Annotated in this window: 23 protein-coding genes; 4 read left to right on the forward strand and 19 right to left on the reverse strand. The window is 67.8% G+C overall.

The window, feature by feature from the left end; all coding sequences use genetic code 11:
• Positions 1-74 precede the first annotated feature (74 nt).
• From ACDI39_RS20680 to cbiE, 10 genes are all read right to left on the reverse strand, one after another.
• The gene (locus ACDI39_RS20680; protein ID WP_253102597.1) at positions 75-1,439 is read right to left on the reverse strand and encodes a PepSY-associated TM helix domain-containing protein; all 1,365 of its coding nucleotides are present in this window, start codon (positions 1,437-1,439) and stop codon (positions 75-77) included.
• Positions 1,440-1,499: 60 nt separating this feature from the next.
• On the reverse strand, positions 1,500-3,566 hold the full coding sequence (locus ACDI39_RS20685; protein WP_253102595.1) for a TonB-dependent copper receptor: 2,067 nt from the start codon (positions 3,564-3,566) through the stop codon (positions 1,500-1,502).
• 67 nt (positions 3,567-3,633) lie between these two features.
• Complete coding sequence (locus tag ACDI39_RS20690; RefSeq protein WP_225790615.1) at positions 3,634-4,056, reverse strand: DUF2946 domain-containing protein; 423 nt, start codon at positions 4,054-4,056, stop codon at positions 3,634-3,636.
• A gap of 19 nt (positions 4,057-4,075) precedes the next feature.
• Positions 4,076-4,558 (reverse strand): copper chaperone PCu(A)C, encoded by a 483-nt coding sequence (locus ACDI39_RS20695; protein ID WP_225790616.1) that lies wholly within the window; start codon positions 4,556-4,558, stop codon positions 4,076-4,078.
• Positions 4,559-4,606: 48 nt separating this feature from the next.
• Positions 4,607-4,996 (reverse strand): DUF2946 domain-containing protein, encoded by a 390-nt coding sequence (locus ACDI39_RS20700; protein WP_225790617.1) that lies wholly within the window; start codon positions 4,994-4,996, stop codon positions 4,607-4,609.
• Positions 4,997-5,346: 350 nt separating this feature from the next.
• Entirely contained in the window at positions 5,347-6,204 is an 858-nt protein-coding gene (locus ACDI39_RS20705; protein ID WP_225790618.1) for an SPFH domain-containing protein, read from the reverse strand.
• 26 nt (positions 6,205-6,230) lie between these two features.
• On the reverse strand, positions 6,231-6,668 hold the full coding sequence (locus ACDI39_RS20710; RefSeq protein WP_225790619.1) for an NfeD family protein: 438 nt from the start codon (positions 6,666-6,668) through the stop codon (positions 6,231-6,233).
• A 232-nt stretch (positions 6,669-6,900) separates the two neighbouring features.
• A complete protein-coding gene (locus tag ACDI39_RS20715; protein ID WP_225790620.1) occupies positions 6,901-7,638 on the reverse strand; it encodes a cobalt-precorrin-6A reductase in 738 nt (245 codons plus the stop codon).
• On the reverse strand, positions 7,635-8,729 hold the full coding sequence (locus tag ACDI39_RS20720; protein WP_225790621.1) for a cobalt-precorrin-5B (C(1))-methyltransferase: 1,095 nt from the start codon (positions 8,727-8,729) through the stop codon (positions 7,635-7,637). Before ACDI39_RS20720 ends, ACDI39_RS20715 begins: the two co-directional genes overlap by 4 nt.
• Positions 8,722-9,933 carry a precorrin-6y C5,15-methyltransferase (decarboxylating) subunit CbiE gene (gene cbiE / locus ACDI39_RS20725; protein ID WP_225790633.1) on the reverse strand — a complete coding sequence of 404 codons (1,212 nt, stop codon included), beginning with the start codon at positions 9,931-9,933 and terminating at the stop codon, positions 8,722-8,724. Before cbiE ends, ACDI39_RS20720 begins: the two co-directional genes overlap by 8 nt.
• A gap of 133 nt (positions 9,934-10,066) precedes the next feature.
• On the opposite strand from cbiE, the gene cobG reads away from it, so the two are divergent.
• From cobG to cobJ, 4 genes are read left to right on the forward strand one after another with little or no spacing between them, the layout of a single operon-like run.
• Positions 10,067-11,398 carry a precorrin-3B synthase gene (gene cobG, locus ACDI39_RS20730; RefSeq protein WP_225790622.1) on the forward strand — a complete coding sequence of 444 codons (1,332 nt, stop codon included), beginning with the start codon at positions 10,067-10,069 and terminating at the stop codon, positions 11,396-11,398.
• Entirely contained in the window at positions 11,391-12,017 is a 627-nt protein-coding gene (locus tag ACDI39_RS20735) for a precorrin-8X methylmutase (protein ID WP_225790623.1), read from the forward strand. Before cobG ends, ACDI39_RS20735 begins: the two co-directional genes overlap by 8 nt.
• On the forward strand, positions 12,017-12,748 hold the full coding sequence (locus ACDI39_RS20740) for a precorrin-2 C(20)-methyltransferase (RefSeq protein ID WP_225790624.1): 732 nt from the start codon (positions 12,017-12,019) through the stop codon (positions 12,746-12,748). Before ACDI39_RS20735 ends, ACDI39_RS20740 begins: the two co-directional genes overlap by 1 nt.
• 2 nt (positions 12,749-12,750) lie before the next feature.
• Positions 12,751-14,451 carry a precorrin-3B C(17)-methyltransferase gene (gene cobJ, locus ACDI39_RS20745; protein ID WP_225790625.1) on the forward strand — a complete coding sequence of 567 codons (1,701 nt, stop codon included), beginning with the start codon at positions 12,751-12,753 and terminating at the stop codon, positions 14,449-14,451.
• Here the strand turns inward: cobJ and ACDI39_RS20750 are convergent.
• From ACDI39_RS20750 to ACDI39_RS20790, 9 genes are all read right to left on the reverse strand, one after another.
• Positions 14,429-15,025 (reverse strand): MarC family protein, encoded by a 597-nt coding sequence (locus tag ACDI39_RS20750; protein ID WP_225790626.1) that lies wholly within the window; start codon positions 15,023-15,025, stop codon positions 14,429-14,431. The genes cobJ and ACDI39_RS20750 overlap by 23 nt on opposite strands.
• Before the next feature lie 87 nt (positions 15,026-15,112).
• A complete protein-coding gene (locus ACDI39_RS20755; protein ID WP_253081003.1) occupies positions 15,113-17,884 on the reverse strand; it encodes a hybrid sensor histidine kinase/response regulator in 2,772 nt (923 codons plus the stop codon).
• 135 nt (positions 17,885-18,019) lie between these two features.
• Positions 18,020-19,315 carry a phosphoribosylamine--glycine ligase gene (gene purD / locus ACDI39_RS20760; protein ID WP_225790628.1) on the reverse strand — a complete coding sequence of 432 codons (1,296 nt, stop codon included), beginning with the start codon at positions 19,313-19,315 and terminating at the stop codon, positions 18,020-18,022.
• A 161-nt stretch (positions 19,316-19,476) separates the two neighbouring features.
• On the reverse strand, positions 19,477-21,084 hold the full coding sequence (gene purH / locus ACDI39_RS20765; RefSeq protein ID WP_253081005.1) for a bifunctional phosphoribosylaminoimidazolecarboxamide formyltransferase/IMP cyclohydrolase: 1,608 nt from the start codon (positions 21,082-21,084) through the stop codon (positions 19,477-19,479).
• 80 nt (positions 21,085-21,164) lie between these two features.
• A complete protein-coding gene (fis, locus tag ACDI39_RS20770; RefSeq protein WP_008093076.1) occupies positions 21,165-21,485 on the reverse strand; it encodes a DNA-binding transcriptional regulator Fis in 321 nt (106 codons plus the stop codon).
• Positions 21,482-22,495, reverse strand: coding sequence for a tRNA dihydrouridine synthase DusB (gene dusB / locus ACDI39_RS20775; protein ID WP_225790630.1), 1,014 nt, complete (start codon positions 22,493-22,495; stop codon positions 21,482-21,484). The genes fis and dusB overlap by 4 nt, the downstream gene beginning before the upstream one ends.
• A 269-nt stretch (positions 22,496-22,764) precedes the next feature.
• Positions 22,765-24,078 (reverse strand): DUF3426 domain-containing protein, encoded by a 1,314-nt coding sequence (locus tag ACDI39_RS20780; protein WP_225790631.1) that lies wholly within the window; start codon positions 24,076-24,078, stop codon positions 22,765-22,767.
• A 29-nt stretch (positions 24,079-24,107) separates the two neighbouring features.
• Positions 24,108-25,001 carry a 50S ribosomal protein L11 methyltransferase gene (gene prmA / locus ACDI39_RS20785; RefSeq protein WP_225790632.1) on the reverse strand — a complete coding sequence of 298 codons (894 nt, stop codon included), beginning with the start codon at positions 24,999-25,001 and terminating at the stop codon, positions 24,108-24,110.
• A gap of 143 nt (positions 25,002-25,144) precedes the next feature.
• Positions 25,145-25,450, reverse strand: coding sequence for a DUF3077 domain-containing protein (locus ACDI39_RS20790; protein WP_253081006.1), 306 nt, complete (start codon positions 25,448-25,450; stop codon positions 25,145-25,147).
• Positions 25,451-25,929 lie beyond the last annotated feature (479 nt).

Here is a 25,929-nt window from a genome sequence, read left to right on the forward strand (position 1 = left end):
GGCGCCGCTCTCGAGGGCAGCGGTTACCTGTAGGCGCGAGCTTGCCCGCAATGGGCCGCAAAGCGGTCCGGGGCTCAAGCCCTGGCAAGCACCTTGCGGCGCACCGCCAGGCTGTCGACCAACCACATCACCAGCATCGACACCCCTACCAGCGGGAAGGCGAGGCCCAGCACCAGCATCACCCCCACGGCGGTCTTCCAGCGCGGCAGGTCATGCCGCAGCGGTGGCACTCCCAGCCCACCGGTCGGCCGGCGCTTCCACCACATCACCAGGCCACTGACCGAGCCCAGCAGGATCATCAGGCACACCACCAGGATGATGAACTGGTTCAACGGCCCGAACATCCGCCCCTCATGCAGCATCACCCCGAGTTCGGTGGCACGGGCGACCGGGCCGTAGTCCTGCCAGCGCACATCGGCCAAGACCTTGCCAGTGTACTGGTCCACATGCAGGGTGGCGTCGTTGCGCGGATCGTCGGCGAACACCGCGACAGTGAACACCCCATCCGCCGTGGTCGGCAGGGTGATGCTGTAGCCGGGCTCGACCTGGCGTGCGCTGGCGATGTCCTCGACCTGCTGCAGGCTCACCTGCGGCGCGGCCGGTGCGCTGGTCATGGCGTGGTGCCTGGCATGCTCGGCATGGGCGCCGGAGACCGGCATCGGCGTGTTCTCCAGGGCCCAGGGCACGGTCTGGCGGTGGGCCTGGTTGAGCGCGCCGGCCTGCTGGTCGGAGGTGGGTACGTCGTTCCACATGGCAGCGGGAAAGCGGTTCCACAATTCGGCGTACTGCTTGCCCCACAGGCCGGTCCAGGTCATGCCGCTGAGCAGCATCAGCAACAGCAGGGCCGAGCCCCAGAAACCGCTGACTGCATGCAGGTCGCGCCACAGCACACGGCCGCGTGCCGACAGGCGGGGCCACAGCACGCCGGCGCCGTTGCGCCCACGCGGCCACCACAGGTACAGGCCAGACACCACCAGCACGATGCCCCAGCCGGCGGCCAGTTCCACCAGGCGATCGCCCAGTGTGCCGACCATCAGCTCGCCATGCAGGGTGCGGGCGATCGCCTGCAGGTTGTTCTTGCCGTCCTGTTCGCCGAGTACCTTGCCGCTGTAAGGGTCGACGAACACGTTCAGCTCGCGCCCGCCGTCGTGCACCACGAACTGCGCGCTGCGCTCGGCATTGAGCGGCGGCAGGTACTGCCCCACATGCCCTTGTGGATAAGCCTGGCGCACCTCGGCCAGCAAGGTGTCGGCGCCTTGCCGGTGATGGCCGGCCTCGACCACCATCAGGTCGCGGTACATCAGCGGGTCGAGCTGCGGCTTGAACAGGTAGACGATCCCGGTGATCGCCAGCAGGATCATGAACGGCGCGACGAACAGCCCGGCGTAGAAATGCCAGCGCCAGGCCAGGTTGTAGAAGGAGATGCGTGGTGTGCTCATGGGAACCTCCCCATATGACCAGGTTGGGGCGCGGTGCTGGCCGCGCCCGGTTCGTTGTTGTCAGAAGCTGATGTCGACCTTGGTCCAGAAGGTCCTGCCTGGCTCGTTCACCGGCCGCGGGTCCGTGGCCGGGTAGCCGAACCCGGCGTTCCCGGCCAGGTTCAGGTGCTCGGCGTAGGCCTTGTCGAACAGGTTGTCGACGCCGGCGCTGAGCTTGAGGTTGCGGCTGACCTTGTAGGCGCCGTTGAGCGAGAACACGCCGAAGCCGGCGCTCTTCTCATAGTCCTTGCCGACCACGTTGCCCTGGTTCTCGGCGATACGGTTCTGCGCCGCCACCAGCCGCCACAAGGCACCGACGCTCCAGGTATCGCGGCTGTAGGTCAGGCCCAGCCGGCTTTCCAGGGGAGGCATCTGCGGCAGCGCCTTGCCATCGCTGCTGTTCTTGCCCCAGGCGTAGGCCAGGGTGGCGTCGGCCTTCCAGCGCTCGGTCAGCTTGTAGGCCGCGCCCAGTTCGCCACCCATGATGCGGGCGTCGATGTTCTGGGCTTGGGAGCTGAGCATGCCCATCATGCCGGGACGGTAGTCGAACAGAATGTAGTCGCGGACCTGCCCGACATAACCCGAGGCCCAGGCTTCCAGGCGCTCGTCGCGGTACTGCAGGCCGAAGTCGAGCTGGGTGGTCTTTTCTGGCTTGATGCCGTCGAAGGCGTTGGCCGCGCCGTCCGGAGCCAGCTTGGGCGAGAACAGCTCCCAATAGTCAGGGAAACGCTGGGCATGGCCGAGGCCGATGTAGGTGGTCGCCGGGATCGAGGCCAGGTCGTGCTCGTAGCGCACGAAACCGCTGGGCAGGGTGTCGGCGCGGGTGTCGCCTTCGGTGGCGCTGCCTTCACGCAAGTCCCTGGCCGAGGCTCGGTCGAGGCGCACGCCAGTGACCAGGCGGTCCTCGCCGGTGGCGTACCAGGTCAGCTCGCCGAACGCACCGTAGTTGTGGAAGTCGGCGTCCTTGGTCCAAGGCTGGCCCTTGTGCGCATCCACCCCCATGCCACCGCGCGCGCGGTGTTCGTTGGTCTGTGCGTCGATGCCGCTGACCAGTTGCACGTCGGCCCAGCGCCAGGTGGCCTTGATCCGCGCGCCCAGGGTGCGACGGTCGACGTTGCTGACCATGGGCATGCCCATCATGCCGCTGCCCGACGGGGTGCGCAGGCTGTAGTTGTCCATCACGTGGTCGGCGTAGTTGTAGTAGACCTGCGCCTCGACCTTGTCGAGCACCTCGCCGAGATTGGACTTCTCGAAGCGCAGGCCCAGGCTCTCGCGCTTGAACTGCGAGCCGTCCATGCCGCGCCCGGCGTAGCGGGCCTCGCCGTCGCCCTTGCCGGCGGTCAGCTCCAGCAGGGTGTCGGCGTCTGGCGTCCAGCCGAGGGTGACATCGCCGTTCCATTTGTCCCAGCGCGACGGCACGGTGTCGCCATTGCCGTCCTCGTAGTCGTCCGAGCGCGACTGGTTGCCGACGAAGCGCGCATAGGCCTGGCTGTTGCCGGCGGCGGCGTCCAGCACCTTGTCGAAGCGGCCATTGGAGCCGGCCAGCAGGCTCGCGTCGACGCGGCTGCCCAGTTCGCCGAAGCGTTCTGGTTCGCGCTCGAAGAGAATGGTCCCGGCCGAACCGCCGGGGCCCCAGATCACGCTTTGCGGGCCTTTGATCACGGTGAGGCGGTCGTAGGTTTCCGGCGAGATGTAGGAGGTCGGGGCGTCCATGCGGTTGGGGCAGGCGCCGAGCATCACGCCGCCGTTGGTGAGGATGTTCAGGCGCGAGCCGAACATGCCGCGCAGCACTGGGTCGCCGTTGGTGCCGCCGGAGCGGATCGCCGAGAAGCCGGGGATGGTCTTGAGGTAGTCGGCGCCGTCGCTGGCCGGCACGGGCTGGCGTGGGTCCTTGGGGTTGGTGACCACGGTCAGCGGCGAACTGGGCGCGATGGCGGTGATGACTGTGGGGCTCAGTTCGGCCGGGTCGTGCTCGTGGCCTTCGTGGCCGGTTTCGGTGGCCAGGGCCAGGGGCGCGAGCAGCGAGCCGCAGAGCAAGGCGATGGTCCCACGCAGGGACAAGGCGAAAGCAGGGGTACAGCCGGACATGGAATTTTCCGTCGATCAGTCGTGAGTGGGCGCGAAGCCTCCTGGCTCCGTGCGACAAAAAAAGTGTTCAGACGCTGATCGGGAGGGGCGGCGCGCGGCTGCGCGCACCGGGGAACACGGCCTGCCGGGCATGGCCCTGGCGCGTTGGGGTGAAGAGGTGCGTGGAGGGAATGACGAGGCCGACGCTGAGCGGGCTGAGGGCTTGGGGCAGGGCTGGGCAGTTGAACAGCAGGCTGCAGTAGCCGCACTTTTCCCAAAGGGCATGCTGGTGGCCGTCGCCGTGATGCGCGTCATCGCCATGGTGATGGCCGGCGGACATGGACATGTCCATCGGCATGGGCATGCTGGCGTGGTGCTCCATCGGCATCGACTGGGAGACCAGTGGGCCGATGAAGATCATCCACATGGCGAACAGGCTCAGCCAGCCGCCACCGACGCGCCTGCGAACAGGGCGGGTGGAGCGGGTGATCCGGTTGCGCGGCAGGCTCATGGCGAGCGCCCGTCAGCGGTCAGTGCGCGTGGTCGTGCCCTGGCTGATCGGCCGGCGGCTGCTGTTGCACGGCGACCTCGACGGTGATGTCGCCGGCCTTCTCGAAGTGCAAGGTCAGCGGGAAGCGCTTGCCATCGACGAGCAGGCTGCGGTCCTTCGGTTGCATCAGCATCACGTGGTAGGCGCCGGGAGAGAAGGTCAGGTCCTTGCCGGCGGGGACGAGCACGTTGGGCACCTGTTGCATCTTCATGGCGCCGCTGGCGGCCTTGGCGTGTTCGTGCAGTTGCACGTCATCGCTCAGCGGGCTGTCGGCGCCCAGCAGGCGGTCATCGGCCTTGCCGTTGTTGTGCACGATGAAGTACGCGGCCACGTTGGGGGCGTTCGGTGGCAGCTGCAACGACCAGGGGTGGGCGATGTGCAGGTCGCCCTGGGTGTATTCATGGGCGTTGGCGAAGGCGCCGGGCAGCAGCAGGGCGGCCAGGACGAGGGCGTGCTTGAACATGGTTGAGATCTCCGGTCTGTTCGGGTTCAGGGCGACGGTGCGGTGAACTCAAGCCAGGGGAGAGGCGCGGGGATTGAGCGCGGGCCATTGCTGGCGCGGTGTGGGCTGGTAGGCGGCGAGTTGGGGGGCATGGCCCAAGAACTGCGCCGCAGGGCTGCGCAACTGCGGGGCATGGCCCGGCAGGGCCAGCAGCGGCGCGGTGCCGGAGCAGCACCAGCAGTGCTGCATGGCCGAATGATCGTCGCCTTGCTGGCCAAGGTCGATCTTGGCCAGGGCCTGTACATCGACCTTGGCCTTGCCGGCGACGCTGGAACAGAAGGCACCCCACAGCAACTGCTCGGCCGGCCCCTTGGGCGCGGCCGAGGACAGCGGCATGGCCAGCAGGTTGAACAGCACTGCCAAGCAGGCTATCCAGGCGATGTGCCGACGTGAGGTCATGGAGAGATCCGGTCAGGAATCAGGTGGTCATTGTAAGGCCGAGTATAGGAAAAAATGCCGGGGTGCGGTGAAGTGCCGCAGGCTGGGGCGGCCCTTCGGTATAAGGCCGGGGTGTTGTGCACAGCGCGGTCGATTGGGCTTACCCCCATGATGGTCAGTTCACTGCCATTTTGGGGCCGCTTCGCGCCCCATCGCCGGCAAGCCGGCTCCCACAGGGCCGGTGGTGCTCACGAATCATGTGCCTTGCAGAGGACTCTGGTGGGAGCCGGCTTGCCGGCGATGGGCTGCAAAGCAGCCCCAATGCCGCACCGGTGTCTGGCAAGGGCTTGCCCGCGAAGAACGTTGCTCGATCAGACCGCCTTGTTGCGCCCCAGCAGCCCGCGCACGGTCTCCTGCAGGTCGGCGGGCAGCACCACGACCTTGGCATTGTCGCTGCCCGCCAGGTTCTCCATGGCGCCGATGTAGCGCTCGCCCAGCAGGTACATGGCCGGCACGGTCTCGCTGCCGACCGCTTCCTTGACCAGCGAGATGGCCCGGGCCGAGGCCTCGGCCAGGTTGATCTGCGCCTCGGCGTCCAGCTTGGCCGCCTGCAGGCGCGCCTCGGCCTCGAGGATCGCGGCCTGCTTGGCGCCTTCGGCGCGGGTCACGTCGGCCTTGCGCTCACGCTCGGCCGCCGCCTGGCGCTCCATGGCGACCTGCATGTTCTCCGACGGCTTGATGTCCTGGATCTCCACGGAGCGCACGGTCACGCCCCAGTCCTCGGTCTGCTCGGACATGGCTTCGCGCAGGCGCGCCTTGATCTGCTCGCGGCTGGACAGCGCTTCGTCCAGGTCCATGGCGCCGACGATGGCTCGCAGCGAGGTCATGGTCAGGCTGGTGACGGCGAAGGAGAAGTTCTGCACGCCATAGGAGGCCTTCTGCGGGTCCACCACCTTGGCGAAGCACAGGGCGTTGGCGACGATCACCGCGTTGTCGCGGGTGATGATCTCCTGCTCCTGCACGTCGAGGATGATGTCCTTGGTCGGCAGGCGGTAGGCGACCACGTCCATGTAGGGGATGACGATGTTCAGGCCGGGCTTGAGCGTGTTGTGGTAGCGGCCCAGGCGCTCGACGATCCATTCCTCGCCCTGGGGCACGATACGTACCCCCTTGAACACGGTGACGAGGACGAACAGGGCCAGGGCGGCGACGACGATGAGGCTGGTCATGGGGTGAACTTCCTTTTAATGCGGGTTCAGGCCCGGGTGACCCGGGCGGTGTTGCCTTCGATGGCGGCCAGGCGCACGCGCTCGCCGGCGGGGATCTCGCTGTCGGCGATGCACACCCATTCCTCGTTGCCGAGCACAGGCTTCTGGAAACGCACGCGGCCTTTCTGAAACTCCGAGACGCCCAGGGTCAGCAGGCCGACCTCGCCGATCACGCTGTCGGCGGTCCAGCGTACGTCCGGCTTCTTGCGCCGGAACAGCTTGAACCACAAGGCGGTGGTGACGGAGGAGAGCAGCACCCAGAGCAACACCTGCATGTCCAGCTGCAGGCTGGGCGCGAGCAGGGCGATCAACGCCACCAGCACGGCACCGATGCCGAACCAGAGGATGAAGAACGTCGGCAGGACCAGTTCCAGCAGGATCAACGCCACGCCGAAGACGAGCCAGATCCACCATTGCATTTCCATATGGGCAAGGCCTTCCAAGAGAGGGGGAAAGAGTTTAAGGCATGGGGGCGGCAAACGGCCATCCGATGCCGCCCGCTGTGCAGGGAAGGTTTTCCGTTTTCGCTGTCAGGGGATTCGCTGGAGCGGGTCAGTTGGCTGACGCCAGTCAGGCTCCCACGCGCAAGATGGCGAGCTTCCCTGGCAATGAACGTCCGTTCTATGCCGAGGTGCACATACATCAATGGAATCTATGTTACACCCGAGCGGATACGAAGCAGCCAATGGCCTCCCGCAACAGGCGAACATCCGAGAACTCGCGATCCACGCCAGGCAGCACCGGCCGCTTCAGCACCAGTACCGGCACGCCCCGTTCCCGGGCCACCTCCAGCTTCGGTTCGGTGGCGGCGCTGCCGCTGTTCTTGCTCACCAGCACATCGATCCGCCGTCGTTCGAACAGCGCGCGCTCGTCCTCGAGGCGAAACGGTCCACGGGCGCCGATCACCTCGCAGCGTGCGTTGCCCGGGCAGGCCTCCAGAGCACGCAGGGTCCAGAACTGCCGTGGCGGGATCTCGTCCAGGTGCTGCAGGGGTTCGCGGCCGAGCGTGAACAGCGGGCGCTGGAAGGGCGCGAGGGCTTCGATCAGCTCGGCCCAGCCCGCCACCTCGCGCCAGTCGTCACCGGGTTGCGCCTGCCAGGCCGGACGGCGCAGGGCCCAGCAGGGGATGCCCACGGCTTGCGCGGCCTGCGCGGCATTGCGGCTGATCTGCGCGGCGTAGGGGTGGGTGGCGTCGAGCAACAGGTCGATGCCGCCCTGGCGCAGGTAGGTCGCCAGCCCTTCGGCGCCGCCATAGCCGCCGACCCGCACCTGGCAGGCCAGGTCCTGGGGGACGCGGCCGATGCCGGCCAGGCTGTAGACATGCTCAGGGCCCAACTGGCGAGCGATGGCCAGCGCCTCGCTGATGCCGCCCAACAGCAGGATGCGCCTGCTCATTGCACGCCCGCCTGGCCGACGATGCCGCCTTGGCGGTCGATGGCGAACACCTCGACCTGCACCTGGGCGGGCACCACGCTGCGGGCGAAGGCCAGAGCATGGGTGCACACCGCATCGCCCAGGGGCACGCCTGCCGCATGGGCCAGGGCCAGGGCCTGCTGGCTGGTGTTGGCGCCGACGATCGCCGCCTGCAGGGCCGCGTCGGCGCCGATGTGTGCCGCCCAGCCGGCCAGTTGCGGCAGGTCGATGCTCGAACTGCGGCTGTGCAGGTCCATGTGCCCGGCGGCCAGCTTGCTGATCTTGCCGAAGCCGCCGCACAGGCTCAGGCGCGCCACTGGCACCTTGCGCAGGTGCTTGAGCACCGCGCCGACGAAGTCGCCCATCTCGATCAAGGCGATTTCCGGCAGGCCGTAGACCCGGCGCATGGTGTCCTCGCTGGCATTGCCGGTGCACGCGGCGATATGCGTGTAGCCATTGGTATGGGCGACATCGATGCCCTGCTGGATCGAGGCGATGTAGGCCGAGCAGGAGAACGGCCGGACGATGCCGCTGGTGCCCAGGATCGACAGCCCACCGAGGATGCCTAGGCGCGGGTTCATGGTCTTCAGGGCGAGCTGCTCGCCGTCGCGCACGTTGACCGTCACTTCGAAGCCGCCATCGTAGGCGCAGGCATCGGCCAGTTGTTGCAGGTGCTCGCTGATCATCCGCCGTGGTACCGGGTTGATGGCGGGCTCGCCCACCGGCAGGACCAAGCCTGGGCGCGTGACGGTGCCCACCCCCTTGCCGGCGACGAAGCGGATGCCGGGCTCGGCGAGCAGGCGCACCTGGCTGTAGAGCAGGGCGCCGTGGGTCACGTCCGGGTCGTCGCCGGCGTCTTTCAAGGTGCCGGCCTCGGCGCTTTCGCCCTCGCGGCGGCAGAACTCCAGGCGCATCTGCACCTGCCTGCCCTTGGGCAGGGTGATGCGCACGGCATCGTCGCACTGGCCGGTCAGCAGCAGGCGCGCCGCGGCCAGGCTGGTGGCGGTGGCGCAGCTGCCAGTGGTCAGGCCGCTGCGCAGGGGCGCGGGCCGTTCGCGGGTTTCTTCACGCATCGGCGGGCTTCACCACCTCGAGCAGGGTGATCGGCAAGGCCTGGCGCCAGGTGTCGAAGGCACCCAGCGGCTGGGCCTGGGCCACATGGATACGGGTCAGCTCGCCGCCATGGGCCTGGCGAAAATGCGCCAGGGCCAGTTCGCTCTGCAGGGTCACGGCGTTGGCCACCAGCCGTCCGCCGGGGCGCAGCCGTTCCCAGCACAGGGGCAGCACGCCTTCACGGGTGACTCCGCCGCCGATGAAGATCGCATCGGGCCGTTCCAGGCCGACCAGGGCTTCGGGCGCCTTGCCCCGGATCAGTTGCAGGCCGGGCACGCCGAGCTCATCGCGGTTGTACTCGATGAACGCCTGGCGGCCTTCGTCGGCCTCGATGGCCAGGGCTCGGCAACTGGGGTGGGCGCGCATCCACTCGATGCCGATGGAGCCACAGCCTGCGCCCACGTCCCAGAGCAGTTCGCCTGGGGTGGGCGCCAGGCGGGCCAGGGTGATGGCGCGTACGTCGCGCTTGGTCAGTTGGCCATCGTGGCGCAAGGCGCTGTCCGGTAGGCCGGCGGTGCAAGGCAGGCGAGGTGCGTCGGGTGCGGCGAGGCATTCGAGGGCCACCAGGTTGAGGGCGGCGACGTGCGTATGCGGCCAGTCCTCGGCGGTACCGGACAGCTGACGCTCCTGTGGCCCGCCGAGGTGTTCCAGGACATGCATCCGGCTCGGCCCGAAACCGCGCTCGCGCAGCAACGCGGCGATCGCGGCCGGGCTGTCGCCGTCATTGCTCAGGACGAACAGGCGCACGCCGCTGTGGAGCTGGGCGTTGAGCGTGGCCAGGGGGCGGGCGACGATCGACAGCACCTGCACCTCCTGCAGGGGCCAGCCCAGGCGGGCGGCGGCCAGGGCGCAGGAGGACGGCATCGACAGCACCTGCATTTCCCCGGCGGGGAGCTGCCGCGCCAGGCTGGCGCCGACGCCATAGAACATCGGATCGCCGCTGGCCAGCACGCAGACCGGCTCGCCGCGCAGGGCCAGCAGCGGGGCCAGCGCGAAGGGGCTGGGCCAGTGGTTGCGTTCGCCGACCACGCAGCGCGGGAGCAGCGCCAACTGGCGCGGGCTGCCGAAGATCCGCGAGGCCGAGAGCAGGGCGCGGCGGGCCTGCTTGCCCAGGCCGCTGAAGCCGTCTTCGCCGATGCCTACTACTGTCAGCCAGGGGGTCATTGTTTGCTTGCTCATCCATCAATCGGGGGCGCGAAGCGGTCCCGGAATCATCACGCTCGACCGCCGGTTTTTCATGCCGTCGAGCAAAGCAGGCATAATACCGCGCCTTCTACACTCAAGCGCACTTTCACGATTGCCGGATGCCCCTTTGACGCAGGTCCTCGCCCCCGACGTTTCGCCCCGCCCCTCGGCCTGCCCGGGGTTGTGGCGCATCGTCACGGCCCGTGACGGCGGGATCTGTCGGATCAAGCTGCCCGGTGGCGTGCTGCTGGCCGACCAGGCCGACGCCGTGGCCGATGCCGCCGAGCGTTTCGCCGGCGGTGTGATCGAGGCGACCAACCGTGGCAACCTGCAGGTCCGTGGCATCGGCGCCGACCACCACGGCCTGCTCGACGCCTTGCTGGCCGCCGGCCTGGGCCCACGCGAGGCGGCTGGCGACGATGTGCGCAACCTGATGCTCAGCCCCCTGGCCGGCCTCGACCCCCTCATGCTGCTCGATGTTCGCCCGCTGGCGGCGCAGCTCCTGCGGATGCTGGAAACCACCCCGCGCCTGCACGAGCTGTCGGCCAAGTTCGCCGTGCAGCTCGATGGCGGCGAAGGCCTGGCGATGCTCGAACACCCCCATGACCTATGGCTGTCGGCCGTGCGGCTGGAGCAGCGTACCTGGCTGGCCTTCGGCCTGGCGGGTTGCCCGGCGCAGCAGCGGGCATTGGGCGCCGTGCCGGTGGAGCAGGGCCTGGCCCTGGTTCGCGCGGTGCTGGAGCGCTTCCTCGACCTGGCGAGGCCGGAGCAGTCGCGGATGCGCCATCTGCTCGATGCGTGCCCGGCCGACGCCTTCGTCGCGGGGCTGGGGCTGGCTATCCGGCGTGATGCGGCCGTGCTCGCTTGGCGGCGCCCGGCATCCCGGGCCAAATGGCTGGGTGTTTTGCCCCAGCGCCAGGGCCTTGCCCTGGGCGTCGCCCCGCCCTTGGGGCGACTGACCCCGGCCATGCTGCGCGGCGCTGCCCGGCTGGCGCGCGAGGCCGGCGATGGCAGCCTGCGCCTGAGCCCCTGGCAAAGCCTGCTGCTGCCCGGCTTCGACCCTGCGCGTGCCCACGAGGGCCTGGCCGAACTGGCGGCGCTGGGCCTGCTGTGCAGCGCCGGGCAACCGTTGACGCGCCTGGTCGCCTGCACCGGCAGCCGTGGCTGCGCCAAGGCCCAGGCCGATACCAAGGCCGATGCCGTCGTGCTCGCCGGCCTGCTGCACCAGGGCGGCCCGGGCAGCGTGCACCTGTCTGGCTGCCCCCGTTCCTGCGCCGTGGCCCATGTCGCCCCGGCCACCCTGCTGGCCCGTGCACCGGGCCGTTACGACCTGTATTTGCGTGATGCGCGCCTGCCAGGATTCGGTGTGCTGCGCGCGACCGACCTCACCCCAGAAGAAGCAGGCGCCCTGCTCGACCTGCCCACGGAGCACCTTGATGATTGACTACATCCGCGATGGTCAGGAGATCTATCGCAATTCCTTCCGGATCATCCGCGAGCAAGCCCGTCTCGAGCGGATTCCCGCCGACCTGGAGAAGCTCGCCGTGCGGGTGATCCATGCCTGCGGCATGGTCGAGGCCATCGATGGCCTGCAATTCTCCGAGGGCGCTGGCCGTGCCGGGCGCGAAGCCCTGGCCAAGGGCGCGCCGATCCTCTGCGACGCGCACATGGTCGCCGAAGGCATCACCCGCGCACGCCTGCCGGCCCACAACGAGGTGATCTGCACCCTGCGCGACCCGAGCGTGCCGGACCTGGCCCGCGAGCTGGGCAACACCCGTTCGGCGGTGGCCCTGGAACTGTGGCGCCCGCACCTGGAGGGCAGCGTGGTAGTGATCGGCAATGCCCCGACCGCGCTGTTCTACCTGCTGGAGATGCTCGACGCCGGCGCACCCAGGCCGGCACTGATCCTCGGCTTCCCGGTGGGCTTCGTCGGTGCGGCCGAATCCAAGGCCATGCTCGCTGCCGACAGCCGTGGCGTGCCGTTCGTGATCATGCAAGGCCGCCTGGGCGGCAGCGCCATGGCCGCCGCCGCCGTCAACGCCCTGGCCACGGAGGTGGAGTGATGCAGCCACGTGGACGTCTGCTCGGCCTGGGCGTCGGCCCCGGCGACCCGGAGTTGATCACGGTCAAGGCCCTGCGCCTGCTGCGCGAAGCGCCGGTGGTGGCCTACTTCGTGGCCAAGGGCAAGCGCGGCAATGCCTTCGGCATCATCGAGGCGCACCTGCAACCGGCGCAAACCCTGCTGGCGTTGGTCTACCCGGTGACCACCGAGGTGCTGCCGGCACCGTTGTCCTACGAGCAGGTGATCAGCGACTTCTACGACGAAGCCAGCCTGCAGGTGGCGGCGCACCTGGATGCTGGCCGCGACGTGGCGGTGATCTGCGAGGGCGACCCGTTCTTCTATGGCTCCTATATGTACCTGCACGACCGCCTTGCCCAGCGCTACCCGGCCGAGGTGGTGCCGGGCGTCTGCTCGATGCTCGGTGGCGCCTCGGTGCTGGGCGCGCCGCTGGTGTATCGCAACCAGAGCCTGTCGGTGTTGTCGGGCGTGCTGCCCCACGACGAGCTCAAGCGTCGCCTGGCCGATGCCGATGCGGCGGTGATCATGAAGCTGGGGCGCAACTTCCCCAAGGTGCGCCAGGTGCTGGGCGAGCTGGGGCTGGAGCGGCGTGCGCTGTACGTCGAGCGGGCGACCATGGCCAACCAGAAGATCGTCCCGCTGGACGAGGTGGACCCGCAGTCGTCGCCGTACTTCTCGCTGATCGTCGTGCCGGGTGAAAAATGGCAGGGATGAACATGCACAAGGCACCCGCCATCGTCGTGCTCGGCCCCGGCAGCCTGGCCACGGCGCGGCGTATCCAGCAGTGTTATCCACGGGCGTCGATCCATGGCCTGCAGGGCCGTGTCGAGGGCGTCGACGTGCAGTACCTGCGCTTCGGCGACACCCTGCGCCAGCTCTACCAGCAGGACACCCCGATCATCGCCCTGTGCGCGGCGGGCATCGTCATCCGTAGCCTGGCCCCGATGCTGGACGCAAAGGGCGCCGAGCCGCCGGTGCTGGCGGTGGCCGAGGACGGCAGCGCCGTGGTGCCGCTGCTCGGTGGCCTGGGCGGGGTCAACGCCATGGCCCGGGTGCTCGGCGAGGCGCTGGGCGTGGCAGCGGCGATCACCACCAGTGGCGAGCTACGCTTCGGCACGTGCCTGCTCGATCCGCCCGAGGGTTATGCCCTGGCGGATCTGGAGCAGGGCAAGCGTTTCGTCTGCGACCTGCTCGCGGGCGAGGCGGTACGTATCGAGGGCGATGCGCCCTGGCTCGAGCAGGCGCAGTTGCCGGCAAGCGACAGCGCCCAGCGCATCATTCATGTGGGCTGCGCCGCGCGCCCGGCCAGCCGTGACGAACTGCTGATCCATTCGCGCTGTGTCGTGGTGGCTGTCGCTGCCGGTGTCGCTGACCTGACGCAGCGCGTGCGGGCCGCGCTGCAAGCGGCGGGCATCGCCGAACCTGCGTTGGCCTGCCTGTTGGCGAGCGAAGCCGACATGGCCGAGCCTGCCTTGCACGAGGCTGCGCAAGCGCTGGGCGTTGCCCTGCGTTTCGCCCCCGCTGCGGCGAGCCCGGCGCAGATGCTCGCCGAGGCGCTGCCCCAGGCACGCCTGGAGAGCGCCGGCGCTCTGGCCTTGGCCATCGCCGCTGCGCCGGTGGCGATCGAACGGATCGGCCGCCGGCGTGGTCGCCTGGCCGTGATCGGCCTGGGCCCAGGCGCCGCCGAGCTGATGGTGCCGGCGGTCAAGGCCGAACTGGCCCGCGCCCAGGACGTGCTCGGCTACGAGACCTACGTGCGCATGGCCGGCCCGTTCCGCGACGACCAGGTGCTGCACTGCACCGACAACCGCGAGGAGATGCAGCGCGCTCGCCATGCGTTCGCGCTGGCGGCCCAGGGGCGCTCGGTGGTGGTGGTGTCATCGGGTGATCCAGGCGTGTTCGCCATGGCCGCCGCGGTGCTCGAGGCGCTGCACATGTCCACCGACCCAGCCTGGCACCGGGTCGAGCTGCAGGTCCTGCCGGGGGTATCCGCCTCCCTGGCCACGGCTGCCCAGGCTGGCGCACCGCTGGGCCACGATTTCTGCGTGATGTCGCTGTCGGACAACCTCAAGCCTTGGTCGATCATCGAGCAACGCCTGGACCTGGCGGCCCAGGCCGACCTGGTGCTGGCGTTCTACAACCCGATCTCCCGGGCCCGGCCGTGGCAGCTAGGGCAGGCGCTGGACATCGTGCGTCGGCACCGCGCTGCGCACACGCCCGTGGTGCTCGGCCGCGACATCGGCCGGCCGGGGCAATCCCTGCGGGTCGTCACCCTGGGCGAGCTGGTGCCCGAGATGGTCGACATGCGCACCCTGGTGCTGGTCGGCTCGTCCACCACGTGCGTGTTCGAGACTGCCGGGGGCGGCCAGTGGGTGTACACGCCGCGCTGGTACCCTACGGCACCAGGTAACCCTTGATCCCGGTGAAGATGATCTGCGCCGCCAGGGCGCAGACGAACAGCCCCATCAGGCGGCTGACGATCTGCAGGCCCTGGTCGCCGAGCAGGCGTTCGATGCGGTGCGAGAGGTAGAGCACCAGGCCCACGGTGAAACTGGCCAGGGCGATGCTGACGATGGCCAGCAGCTTGTCGTCCCAGTGCGGCTGGCTCACCCCCATCACCAGCAGCGCACCGATGGTGCCGGGGCCGACGGTCAGGGGGATGGTCAGCGGCACGATGGTCACGTCCTGCTGCACGTTGTCGGCCTGCACCGCCGACTTGCCCTGGGCCATGCCCAGGGCGGAGATGAACAGCACGCTGCCGGCGCCGATGCGGAAGGCGTCGGCGGTGATGCCGAACACGCCGAAGATCACCCGCCCGAACAGGTAGAGCAGCACGCTGGCGATCAGCACGGCGATGGCCACGCGCCAGGCCAGTTGCTTGCGCTCCTTGCTGGAGTGGCCGCGGGTCAGGCTGATGAAGCACGACAGCACGAAGAATGGGCTGTAGAGCACGAGCATCTTCAGGTAGACGCTGAACAACTCATGGAACATGGTCCGGATCCATGGCGGGGAGGGTGTGGGCAAGTGTATCAGCAGTCGCAGCGGCGGCGCGGCAATCGCGGGGAGCGCCCCTGAATCTCAGGATGTCTGCAACGGGTCCGAGGTGGCGGCCCGCTGGCTCGCCCAGAACTGGATCAGCTCGCGCAGTTGCGACAGCTCCACCGGCTTGGCCATGTGCCCGTCCATGCCGGCCAAGCGCGCACGCTCCTTGTGCTCGCTGAGAATGTGCGCGGTCAGCGCCACCACCGGGGTGCGCTGGCGCTGGTTGGCGGTTTCCCAGGCGCGCAGTTGCTGGGTGGCCGAAAAACCGTCGAGCACCGGCATCTCGCAGTCCATCAGCACCAGGTCATAGCGCCGCGCCTTCATTGCCTGCAAGGCTTCCTCGCCGTTGCTGGCGGTATCCGGCTCGAGGTTGAGCTTGCCGAGCATGCCACGGATGACCTTGGTCGAGATGCTGTTGTCCTCGGCGACCAGCACGCGGAAATCGCTGGGCAGGTCCAGCGGTGGTGGCGTGCCGGCCAGGGAGGGTGGGGCGGCTTGCTCGCGGCCTCGCTGGGCCAGCTCTTCGGCCAGGGTGGTCTTGAGGGTATAGCCGGCCACCGGCTTGGCCAGGATGCGCTTGACCCCGGCGTTGCGCGCGATGATCTTGCTTGGCGCATTGCTGATGCCGGTGAGCATCACCACCAGGATGTCGTGGTTCAGGCTCGGGTCTTCCTTGATCTTGGCCGCCAGTTGCATGCCGGTCATGCCGGGCATGTTCTGGTCCAGCAGCACGGCATCGAAGTAGTCGCGCAGGTGCGCCTTGGTGCGCAGCAGGGCCAGGGCCTCCTTGCCCGAGGGCACGGCGCTGACGTTCATGCCCCAGGCACTGCACTGCTGCACCAGGACCTTGCGGCAGGTGTCGTTGTCGTCCACCACCAGCACCCGCGCATCGCGCAGCGGGCCGTCCAGGTCGGCAGGCGGCTGCTCCAGGCGCAGCGGGTCGAGGGGCAAGGTCAGCCAGAGGGTGTTGCCCATGCTGGTGCTGCTCTTGATGCCGAACTCGCCCTGCATCAGGCCGATCAGTTGCTTGGCGATGATCAGCCCCAGGTGCCCGCCGAGCTTGCTGCTGGAGAGGAACTGGTGGCTGTGCAGCTCGGCTTGCAACAGGGCGTCGCGCTCGGCCGAGGGCATCGGTTCGCCGCTGTCCTGTACGGCGATGCGCAGGCGCGGGACATCGCCGCGCTGGTCCAGGGCCACCACCAGCAGGATCTCGCCTTGCACGGTGTTCTTCAGGGCGTTCTCCAGCAGGCTCGACAGGGCCTGGCGCAGGCGCGTCGGGTCGCCGCTGACGACCCGCGGCACCTGGGGCTGGGTGAAGCTGATCAGCTCGATGTTCTGCTGCTCGGCCTTGGCCCGGAAGATGTTGAGGCAGTCCTCGATCAGCGCGTTGAGGTCGAACTGCACATCATCGAGCTCGATCTGCCGGGACTCGAGCTTGGAAATGTCGAGAATCTCGTTGATCAGGGTCAGCAGCTCGTTGCCCGCGCTGTGGATGGTCTGCACGTAGTCGCGCTGCTTGACCGACAGCGGCGTGCCGAGCAGCAGCTCGGTCATGCCCAGCACACCGTTCATCGGCGTGCGGATCTCGTGGCTGATCTTGGCCAGGAACTCGGCCTTGGCGTTGATCTCGGCATCGCTGGCGGCCAGGGCGCGGCTGGCGCGGTAACGCTCGTCGCTGATCTTGCGCAGGCGTTCGCTGACCGCCAGGTTGAGCAGCAGGCCGCTGGCCACGGTCAGGCCCATGAGGATGCACAGCAGCCAGGGCGTCGAGGTGCGGGTGAGCCCCAGCAAGGCCGGCAGCAGCACCAGGCCGCCGAGGTTGAACACCAGCATGGCGACGGTGAACAGGCGCGCCGGCCCGTAGCCCTTGTACCAGTGGTAGGCGCTGGCCAGCAGCATGCTCACGCTGCCGAGGGCGAGCAGGGCGTAGGTCATCAGGTTGAGCGGCAGGGTGTCGACGAACAGCAGCACCAGGCCGCTGACCGCGACGACCAGCATTTCGCCATGCAGCAGGCGGTTGAGCCTGGGCGAGCTGCAGGGGCCGAAGAAACGCAGGGTGAAGTACAGCCCGGCAAGGCCCGCCAGCACCAGGGTCAGGTAGGCGGCGGGCGTCTGGGCACTGTGCCACAGCTGCCACCAGGGGCCGCTGAGGTTGAGCAGGATCAGGGCGCTGAGCAGCATCAGGCCGTGGTAGAGGGCCAGGACCAGGGTCGTGCTGGAGCGCGTGTACAGAAAACGGATCAGGTTGTGCAGGATGAGCATGGCCAGCCCGCCGAACAGCAGGCCGAACAGCAGCGGTTGGCTCTGGTCGGTGGCGGCCGAGGCCGCATCCTCCAGGCTGATGGCTGGGCGCAGCTGATGCTCCGAGACCAGGCGCACGTAGATGTCCAGCGCATGGGGGCTGTTGGGCAGGGGCAGCACATGGTCGCTGCCGCGCAGGGTGGGGCTGGCATTGCCGCCCTGGCGCCCGTGGTGCAGCTGGCGCAGCAGTTTTTCGCCATCCAGGGCGTAGAGGTCCAGGCGTGACAGGTCGGGGGCGAAGATGCGCAGCAGGCGCTCCTGCTCCCGGGGCTCGAGCCGGTAGTGCAGCCACAGGGCCTGGTCGGCAGAGGCGGCGTTGAGCTCGAACAGTTGCAGGGGGCTGAACTGGTTGCGGTAGCGGTCGGAGCGCACGTCGCTCAATTGCAGGTTGGCCTGCTCGTCGAGCAGAACGGACCAGCCACCACCTGGTTCGGCCGAGGCCGGAGGAAGGCAGAGCAGGGTCAGCAGGCTGACGAACAGGGCAATGGCAATCCGAAGCCGACGCAAGACGAAGTCCCTTCTTAGCTGATGTGCCGGATAACAACTATGCGCGGCGCGCCAAGGCGAAGGCAAGGCCCCCCGGGGGCCCTGTCGACGAGCCGGAGGCCGTGCGCCCAAGGCGGCACGGCGATCCGGTGCAGGTTACTGCTGGTGCTCACCACGCTCGCGGGCGATGGCCCGGTAGCCGATGTCGGTACGGTAGAAGCTGCCGTCCCACTGGATCTGCTCGGCCAGGCGGTAGGCCTGGCGCTGGGCAGCCTCGACGGTGTCGCCCAGGGCGGTGGCGCAGAGTACGCGCCCGCCGTTGGCCACGACCTGGCCGTCCTTCAGCGCGGTGCCAGCGTGGAATACCTTGCCGTCCAGCTGGGCGGCGGCGTCCAGGCCGCTGATCGCCGCGCCTTTCTGGTAGTCGCCCGGGTAGCCGCCGGCGGCCAGGACCACGCCCAGGCTCGGCTGCGGGTTCCACTGGGCCTCGACCTTGTCCAGGGCCTTGGCGAAGGCCGCCTCGACCAGCAGCACCAGGCTCGACTCCAGGCGCAGCATGACCGGCTGGGTCTCCGGGTCGCCGAAACGGCAGTTGAACTCGATGACCTTGGGGTTGCCCGCCTTGTCGATCATCAGGCCGGCATAGAGGAAGCCGGTGTAGACGTTGCCTTCCTCGGCCATGCCGCGCACGGTCGGCCAGATCACCTGGTCCATCACGCGCTGGTGCACGTCCGGGGTCACCACCGGGGCCGGGGAGTAGGCGCCCATGCCGCCGGTGTTCGGGCCGGTGTCGGCGTTGCCGACGCGCTTGTGGTCCTGGCTGGTGGCCATGGGCAGCACGTTGTGGCCGTCGACCATGACGATGAAGCTGGCTTCCTCGCCGTCGAGGAACTCCTCGATCACCACGCGCGAACCGGCGTCGCCGAAGGCGTTGCCGGCGAGCATGTCACGCACCGCGGCTTCGGCTTCTTCCAGGGTCATGGCGACGATCACGCCCTTGCCCGCGGCCAGGCCGTCGGCCTTGATGACGATCGGCGCTCCCTTTTCCTTCAGATAGGCCAGGGCCGGCTCGATCTCGGTGAAGTTCTGGTAGTCGGCGGTGGGGATCTTGTGGCGTGCCAGGAAGTCCTTGGTGAAGGCCTTGGAGCCTTCCAGCTGGGCCGCGCCCTTGGTTGGGCCGAAGCAGTCCAGGCCACGGCTGCGGAACAGGTCGACGACACCGGCGACCAGCGGCGCCTCGGGGCCGACGATGGTCATCTGCACGTTCTTCTCGGCGAAGTCGGCCAGTTGCTCCAGGGCGGTGACGTCGATGGCGACGTTCTCGCACTTGGCTTCGGTGGCGGTACCGGCGTTGCCCGGGGCAACGTAGACCTTCTCGACCCGAGGGTCCTGGGCGACTTTCCAGGCCAGGGCGTGCTCACGGCCGCCGCTGCCGATGATCAAAACTTTCATGTCAAAACCTCGATGACGCTGAATTCAGGGGATCTCCATGCTGGCGGGGATCTCTGTGGGAGCGGGCTTGCCCGCGAATACGATGGTGCCTTCACCGCCGCATTCGCGGGCAAGCCCGCTCCCACAAGCTCCACCACCAGCCCGGAGATCCGCGTAACAACTTAGTGGCGGAAGTGGCGCATGCCGGTGAACACCATGGCGATACCGGCTTCGTCGGCCGCGGCGATCACCTCGGCATCACGCATCGAGCCACCTGGCTGGATGACAGCGCTGATACCCACTTTAGCCGCATTGTCGATGCCGTCACGGAACGGGAAGAAGGCGTCCGAGGCCATGACCGCGCCCTGTACCTGCAGGCCGGCGTGCTCGGCCTTGATGGCGGCGATGCGGGCGGAGTTGACGCGGCTCATCTGGCCGGCGCCGACGCCGATGGTCTGGCGCTGCTTGGCGTACACGATGGCATTGGACTTGACGAACTTGGCCACTTTCCAGGCGAACACCAGGTCGTGGATTTCCTGCTCGGTCGGGGCGCGCTTGGTGACGATCTTCAGGTCATCGGCGGTGATCATGCCGATATCGCGGCTCTGCACCAGCAGGCCACCGTTGACGCGCTTGAAGTCCCAGCCGGCGGCGCGTTCGGCTGGCCATTCGCCGCACTCGAGCAGGCGTACGTTCTGCTTGGCGGCCACGACGTCACGGGCGGCCTGGGAGATCTTCGGCGCGATGATCACTTCGACGAACTGGCGCTCGACGATGGCCTTGGCGGTTTCACCGTCCAGCTCGCGGTTGAAGGCGATGATGCCGCCAAAGGCCGACTCGGTGTCGGTGGCGTAGGCCAGGTCGTAGGCCTTGCGGATGCCGCCCTCGTCCTCGGGGACCACGGCCACGCCGCACGGGTTGGCATGCTTGACGATCACGCAGGCCGGCTTGACGAAGCTCTTGACGCACTCCAGCGCGGCGTCGGTGTCGGCCACGTTGTTGAACGACAGTTCCTTGCCTTGCAACTGCAGGGCGGTGGAGACGCTGGCCTCGCCCTTGCGGGCCTCGACGTAGAACGCCGCGCTCTGGTGCGGGTTCTCGCCGTAGCGCATTTCCTGGGCCTTGACGAACTGGCTGTTGAAGGTGCGCGGGAATTCGCTGCGGCCTTCGGTGGACAGGGTGTCCTTCGACTGGTCGATGGTGCCCATGTAGTTGGCGATCATGCCGTCGTAGGCAGCGGTGTGCTCGAAGGCCTTGAGCATCAGGTCGAAGCGCTGGGCGTAGGTCAGGCCACCGGCCTTGAGGTTTTCCAGGACCTGGGCGTAGTCGCTGGCGTTGACCACGATGGCCACGTCCTTGTGGTTCTTGGCCGCCGAACGGACCATGGTCGGGCCGCCGATGTCGATGTTCTCGATGGCGGTCGGCAGGTCGCAGCCGGGCTTGGCGATGGTCGCCTCGAAGGGGTACAGGTTGACGGCGACCAGGTCGATCGGCTTGATGCCGTGCTCGTTCATAATGGCGTCGTCGATGCCGCGCCGGCCGAGGATGCCGCCGTGGATCTTCGGATGCAGGGTCTTGACCCGGCCGTCCATCATTTCGGCGAAGCCGGTGTAGTCGGCCACTTCCACCGCGTTCACGCCGTTGTCCTTGAGCAGCTTGTAGGTACCGCCGGTGGACAGGATCTCGACGCCGAGCTGTTGCAGCTCACGGGCGAACTCGAGGATCCCGGTCTTGTCGGAGACGCTGATCAGGGCGCGGCGGATCGGCAGGCGGGTAGTCTGGTCGGTCATTTCGGATTCCATAACGCGGTGGATTCAGCAAAAAAGGCGCCTCTTTAGGGGAGCCGCCTTTTCTGATTGGGATTCTGGCTTTACAACAGGTCGTACTGCTTGAGCTTCTTGCGCAGGGTGCCACGGTTGAGCCCGAGCATCTCGCTGGCCTTGGTCTGGTTGCCCTTGACGTAGTTCATCACGCTTTCGAGCAGCGGCGCCTCGACTTCCGAGAGCACCAGGTTGTAGACGTCGGTGACGGTGGCGCCTTCCAGGTGGGCGAAATAGTTGTGCAGCGCCTTCTCCACGCTGTCGCGCAGGGTCTGGCCCTCCTCGCTCGGCGTGTTGAGGTGCTGCTTGAGATTGGCGTTGTCGCTCACGGGCGTTGTTCCACTCACTAAAGTCTCGGTCATCATCGTCATGCGGCCACCCCTTGTCCGTCCTCTGTCTCAAGGCTCTGTCGACGCTCGCGGAAAAACGCGCGAACGTTGGCGCACTGCGCTTGTGTGTCTTCCAAAGCGTTGAACCGGCCGCGAAACTCCTTGCCGCCAGGTCGTGTCGCCAGGTACCAGCCAACGTGCTTGCGGGCGATACGTACACCCATCACATCGCCATAGAAGGCATGCAGCGCGGCCAGGTGCTCCAGCAGAATGCGTTCCACTTCTTCCAGCCCCGGGGCTGGCAGATGCTCGCCCGTGCGCAGGTAATGCTCGATCTCGCGGAAGATCCACGGCCGCCCCTGGGCGGCACGGCCGATCAGCAGGCCGTCGGCACCGGTGGCGTCCAGCACCGCCCGGGCCTTTTCTGGCGAGGTAATGTCGCCGTTGGCGAAAACCGGGATCGACACCGCTTGCTTGATGGCAGCGATGGTGTCGTATTCGGCTTCGCCGGTATACAGGTCGGCGCGTGTGCGGCCATGCACCGCAAGCGCCTGGATGCCGGCCTGTTCGGCGATCTTCGCCACGTTCAGGCCGTTCTTGTTCGCCCGGTCCCAGCCGGTGCGGATCTTCAGGGTCACCGGGACCTCCACGGCGCCGACGACGGCATGGAGGATCTCGCTGACCAAGGCTTCATCTCTCAATAAAGCAGAGCCTGCGGCTTTGTTGCAGACTTTTTTCGCCGGGCAGCCCATGTTGATGTCGATGATCTGGGCGCCGGCTTCGACGTTGGCCCGGGCCGCGGCCGCCAGCATCTGCGCATCGCCACCGGCGATCTGTACCGAGCGTGGCTCGGGATCACCTTCGTGGATGCGGCGCAGGCGCGACTTGCGGCTGTTCCACAGGCTCATGTCGCTGGTCACCATCTCCGACACCACCATGCCCGCCCCCAGGCGTTGGCAGAGCGTGCGCAAAGGTTGGTCCGTGACCCCGGCCATGGGCGCGAGGATCAGGTTGTTTCGCAGTGTATAAGGGCCGATGCGTACCGCCGACATAGGTGTTCCCTGTTGTGGGGCCGAATCATTGGAGTCCGAAAAAGGGTTGGCATGATACCCGCTCTCGGTGACCGGATAAAGATGGATTTGGATAAAATCTGAACAGCTCGAGGCTTATAGCGAAAGCTGCAAGCTGCGCGCTTCAAGCGGCAAGAGAGCGGGGGCCGGAGCACCGTGCGCTTTCTCGCGAGGCCTGCAGCTCGTCGCTTATGAGGGCTGCAAGAGACCGTAAGCCGAGGCTCGGTGCGCTTTTTCTTGCAGCTTGCGGCTTATTCGGGGGAGCGGAAGCTGAGGCTGTAGTTCACCGCCTTGGGGCCGGGGTCGAGGATGTCGAGGGCGATGTGGATCGGGGTCTGGCTGGGCATCTCGCCGCGCCCGGCCAACTCGCCCGAGAGGTACTCGCTGGGCTTGAAGCGACGGCTGGCGATGAGCTGGCCGTTGAGGTCGGCGAAACGCAGCTCCAACAGCGGGAACGGCTGGGCGAAGGGCGCGCGGTTGTAGATGATCGCATCGACGATCAGCGCACCCTTGAAGTCCGGGTGGCTGCGCACCACCAGGTTGCTGCTCTTGATCCGCGAGATGTCCACGCGGGTCGGCACCTGGCAGCCGAGCAGCGGGCACAGTTGCTGGAACCAGGGGCGGTACTGGTCCTGGCGGGCCATCTCGTCGAAGTGGTACCAGACGTACTGGAACGCCAGCAGGCCAGCGGCCAGCAGGGTCAGCACGCCCCACAGCAGGCGCTTGGCCCAGTTGGGGCGGGGCTTGTGCCAGTCGAGCTGCAACGGGTCGTCGACCACGTGTACCAACGGCTCCTTGCGCGTCGGGCGCTCGGGCCGGGCGGCCAGCCCCGGCTCCAGCCGTTCGTCGGGCAGGTGGCGGGCATCGTCATCGTCGTCGTGCGCCGACAGATGGAGGCCACGTTCCTCGTCGTCCAGTGCCGAAAGCCCCATTTGCGGGACTTCGTCGTCGGTCGACAAGTGTTCGCCCCGCGGGTCGGAAAGCGGGGTGAAGGTGTGGGGCTCTTCGTCGTCCAGGTCCAGGTTGCTGCCCAGGGTCGGCTCGGTGCGATCGCCCGGTGCTGGCTCCAGGTCGAGGTCTTCCTGTTCGACCAGTACGGGGGCGGGCTCGTCGACAGGGTGCAGGTCGGGCTGCTCGTCGGTCGCGGTGCCGAAGGGGGCGTCGCTGTGCGCTTCGTCGTCGGGGGCGTCGCGGCGGGCCTGCAAGGCCTCGGCGCGTGGGGCCTCCTGGCGTTCGGCTGGGGTATCGCGTTGTTCGAGGCGGGCCAGCTCCTGGTCCAGGTCGAGGTCATCCAGCGCCTGCGCCGTGAGGGTCCAGTCCTCCTGGTCCACGACCGGGCGCTGGCTGGCCGGCTCAGGTGTTGGCTCTGGCGCTGGCGCTGCAGCCGGGGCCGGAGCCGCTTGCGCGCCTGCGGCGCGGTTCTGCTCCAACAGTTGCTTGGCGGCATTGAACACCTGCAGGCAGTGGCCGCAGCGCACCACGCCACGGGCCACGCTCAACTGGTGGTGGGTGACGCGAAAGCTGGTCTGGCAATGCGGGCACTGGGTGACGAAACTGTCGGTCATGCGGCGATCCGGAGGGCTGGTGCAGGGATTTATTCTAGGCCTGCCGGGCGGCGGCGACCACTGATGCGCACCCAGCCGTCGCGCTCGACGATCGGGTCGAGCTCGAAGTCGGCGGCATAGGCGGCGGCCACTTCCTCACCTTGTTCGGCGAGGATGCCGGAGAGCGCCAGCAGGCCACCGGGGCGGACCAGGCCGGACAACTGCGGGGCTAGCGAAACCAGAGGGCCGGCGAGGATGTTGGCGACCAGCACGTCGGCCTGCAGGGCCGGCATCTGTTCGGGCAGGTACAGGGCCAGCCGCTGGTCGGCGATGTCATTGCGCCCGGCGTTGTCACGCGAGGCCTCCAGGGCTTGCACGTCGATGTCGGTGCCCACTGCCTCGCGGGCGCCCAGCAGCAGGGCGGCGATGGCCAGGATGCCCGAGCCGCAACCGAAGTCCAGCACCTGGGTGCCTTCGAGCTGCTGGCCGTCGAGCCACTCCAGGCACAGGGCGGTGGTCGGGTGGGTGCCGGTGCCGAAGGCCAGGCCCGGGTCCAGGAGCAGGTTCACCGCGTCCTTTTCCGGGGCCTCGTGCCAGCTCGGGACGATCCACAGGCGGCGGCCGAAGCGCATGGGCTGGAAGTTGTCCATCCAGCTGCGTTCCCAGTCCTGGTCCTCGATCACCTCGGCGTGGTGCTCCGGCAGCTCGGCGCCGGTCAGCAGGCGCAGGTGGGCGAACACCTGCTCAGGCTCGGCATCGGCCTCGAACAGGGCCAGCAGATGGGTGTGCGACCACAGCGGGGTGGTGTTGAGGTCCGGTTCGAAAATGGGCTGGTCCTCGGCGTCCATGAAGGTCACCGAGACGGCACCGACTTCGAGCAGGGCGTCTTCGTAGGTTTCGGCTTGTTCCGGGCTGATGGCCAGGCGTACTTGCAGCCAGGGCATGGCGGGCACCTTTGGTAAATCGACAGGGGCAGCCCAGGGCTGCGCGAAGCCTGGCAGTTTACTTGAGTGCGTGGGGTTTGTGCAGGACGGTTTGGCCGGGCGCGGGCAATGGGCCGCGCCGCGGCCGGGAGGGCAGCGCCTGGTCAGGGGTGCCGGTGCATCCCGCGCTCGATGTCGTCGATCAGTGCCTTGGCGAAGCCGCTGAGAATCCGCGCGGCGCTGCCGGCGATCAGGTCGCCTTCCATCTCCGCCTCGGTGGACAGGTGGCGGATGCAACCCAGCAGCACCGACAGCTCGCAGAGGGCATGTTCGAGAGGGACGCCGGGTTGGATACGGAACAGTTCCATGAAGGTTTCGCGGCCGGCGGTCGAGCAGGCTTTCGGGGCTGGGGCGTCGTTGAGGGGGATGGGATGGGCAAGATGGGGCGGGTCGGGGACGGTCTTCTTCATGATGGATCTCCAGTGCGTGGCAGGAGCGACCACCTGGATCTTTCTCACGGACAAAGGTGGCAGCCGTACGCGGGGTGAGAAAACCGGTGCACTGGAAACCCGGCCAGACCGAAGTCTGCCCGCGCATGGCTGCCATGAAGCGATGCCGTAGCAGTGCAGGTCGGGTTTCTCACACCCGGTCGCCAAATGTGACGACCCGGTGAAGTTATCCCCATGGTATTGCCCTAACAATGCGGCGGTTTCCGGCAGTTGCGTAGGATAGTTCGCCAGACATGGTGGGCTGAAGTGTTTGGTTCCAAGTTCGGAAATGTCTGACAAGGTTGAGATCGCTGGGGCCGCTTCGCGACCCATTCGCGGGCAAGCCCGCTCCCACACAGGCTGTGTTGCCCATTCGGTCCCTGTTCTCTGCGCGACAGCGCAGCCCGATGGGCTGGGTAATCTTCCCACAGGCACAGCGCCGCTCTCACGGGCAGCGGTGA

It is taken from the genome of Pseudomonas sp. Tun-23181 (genome assembly GCF_057415455.1).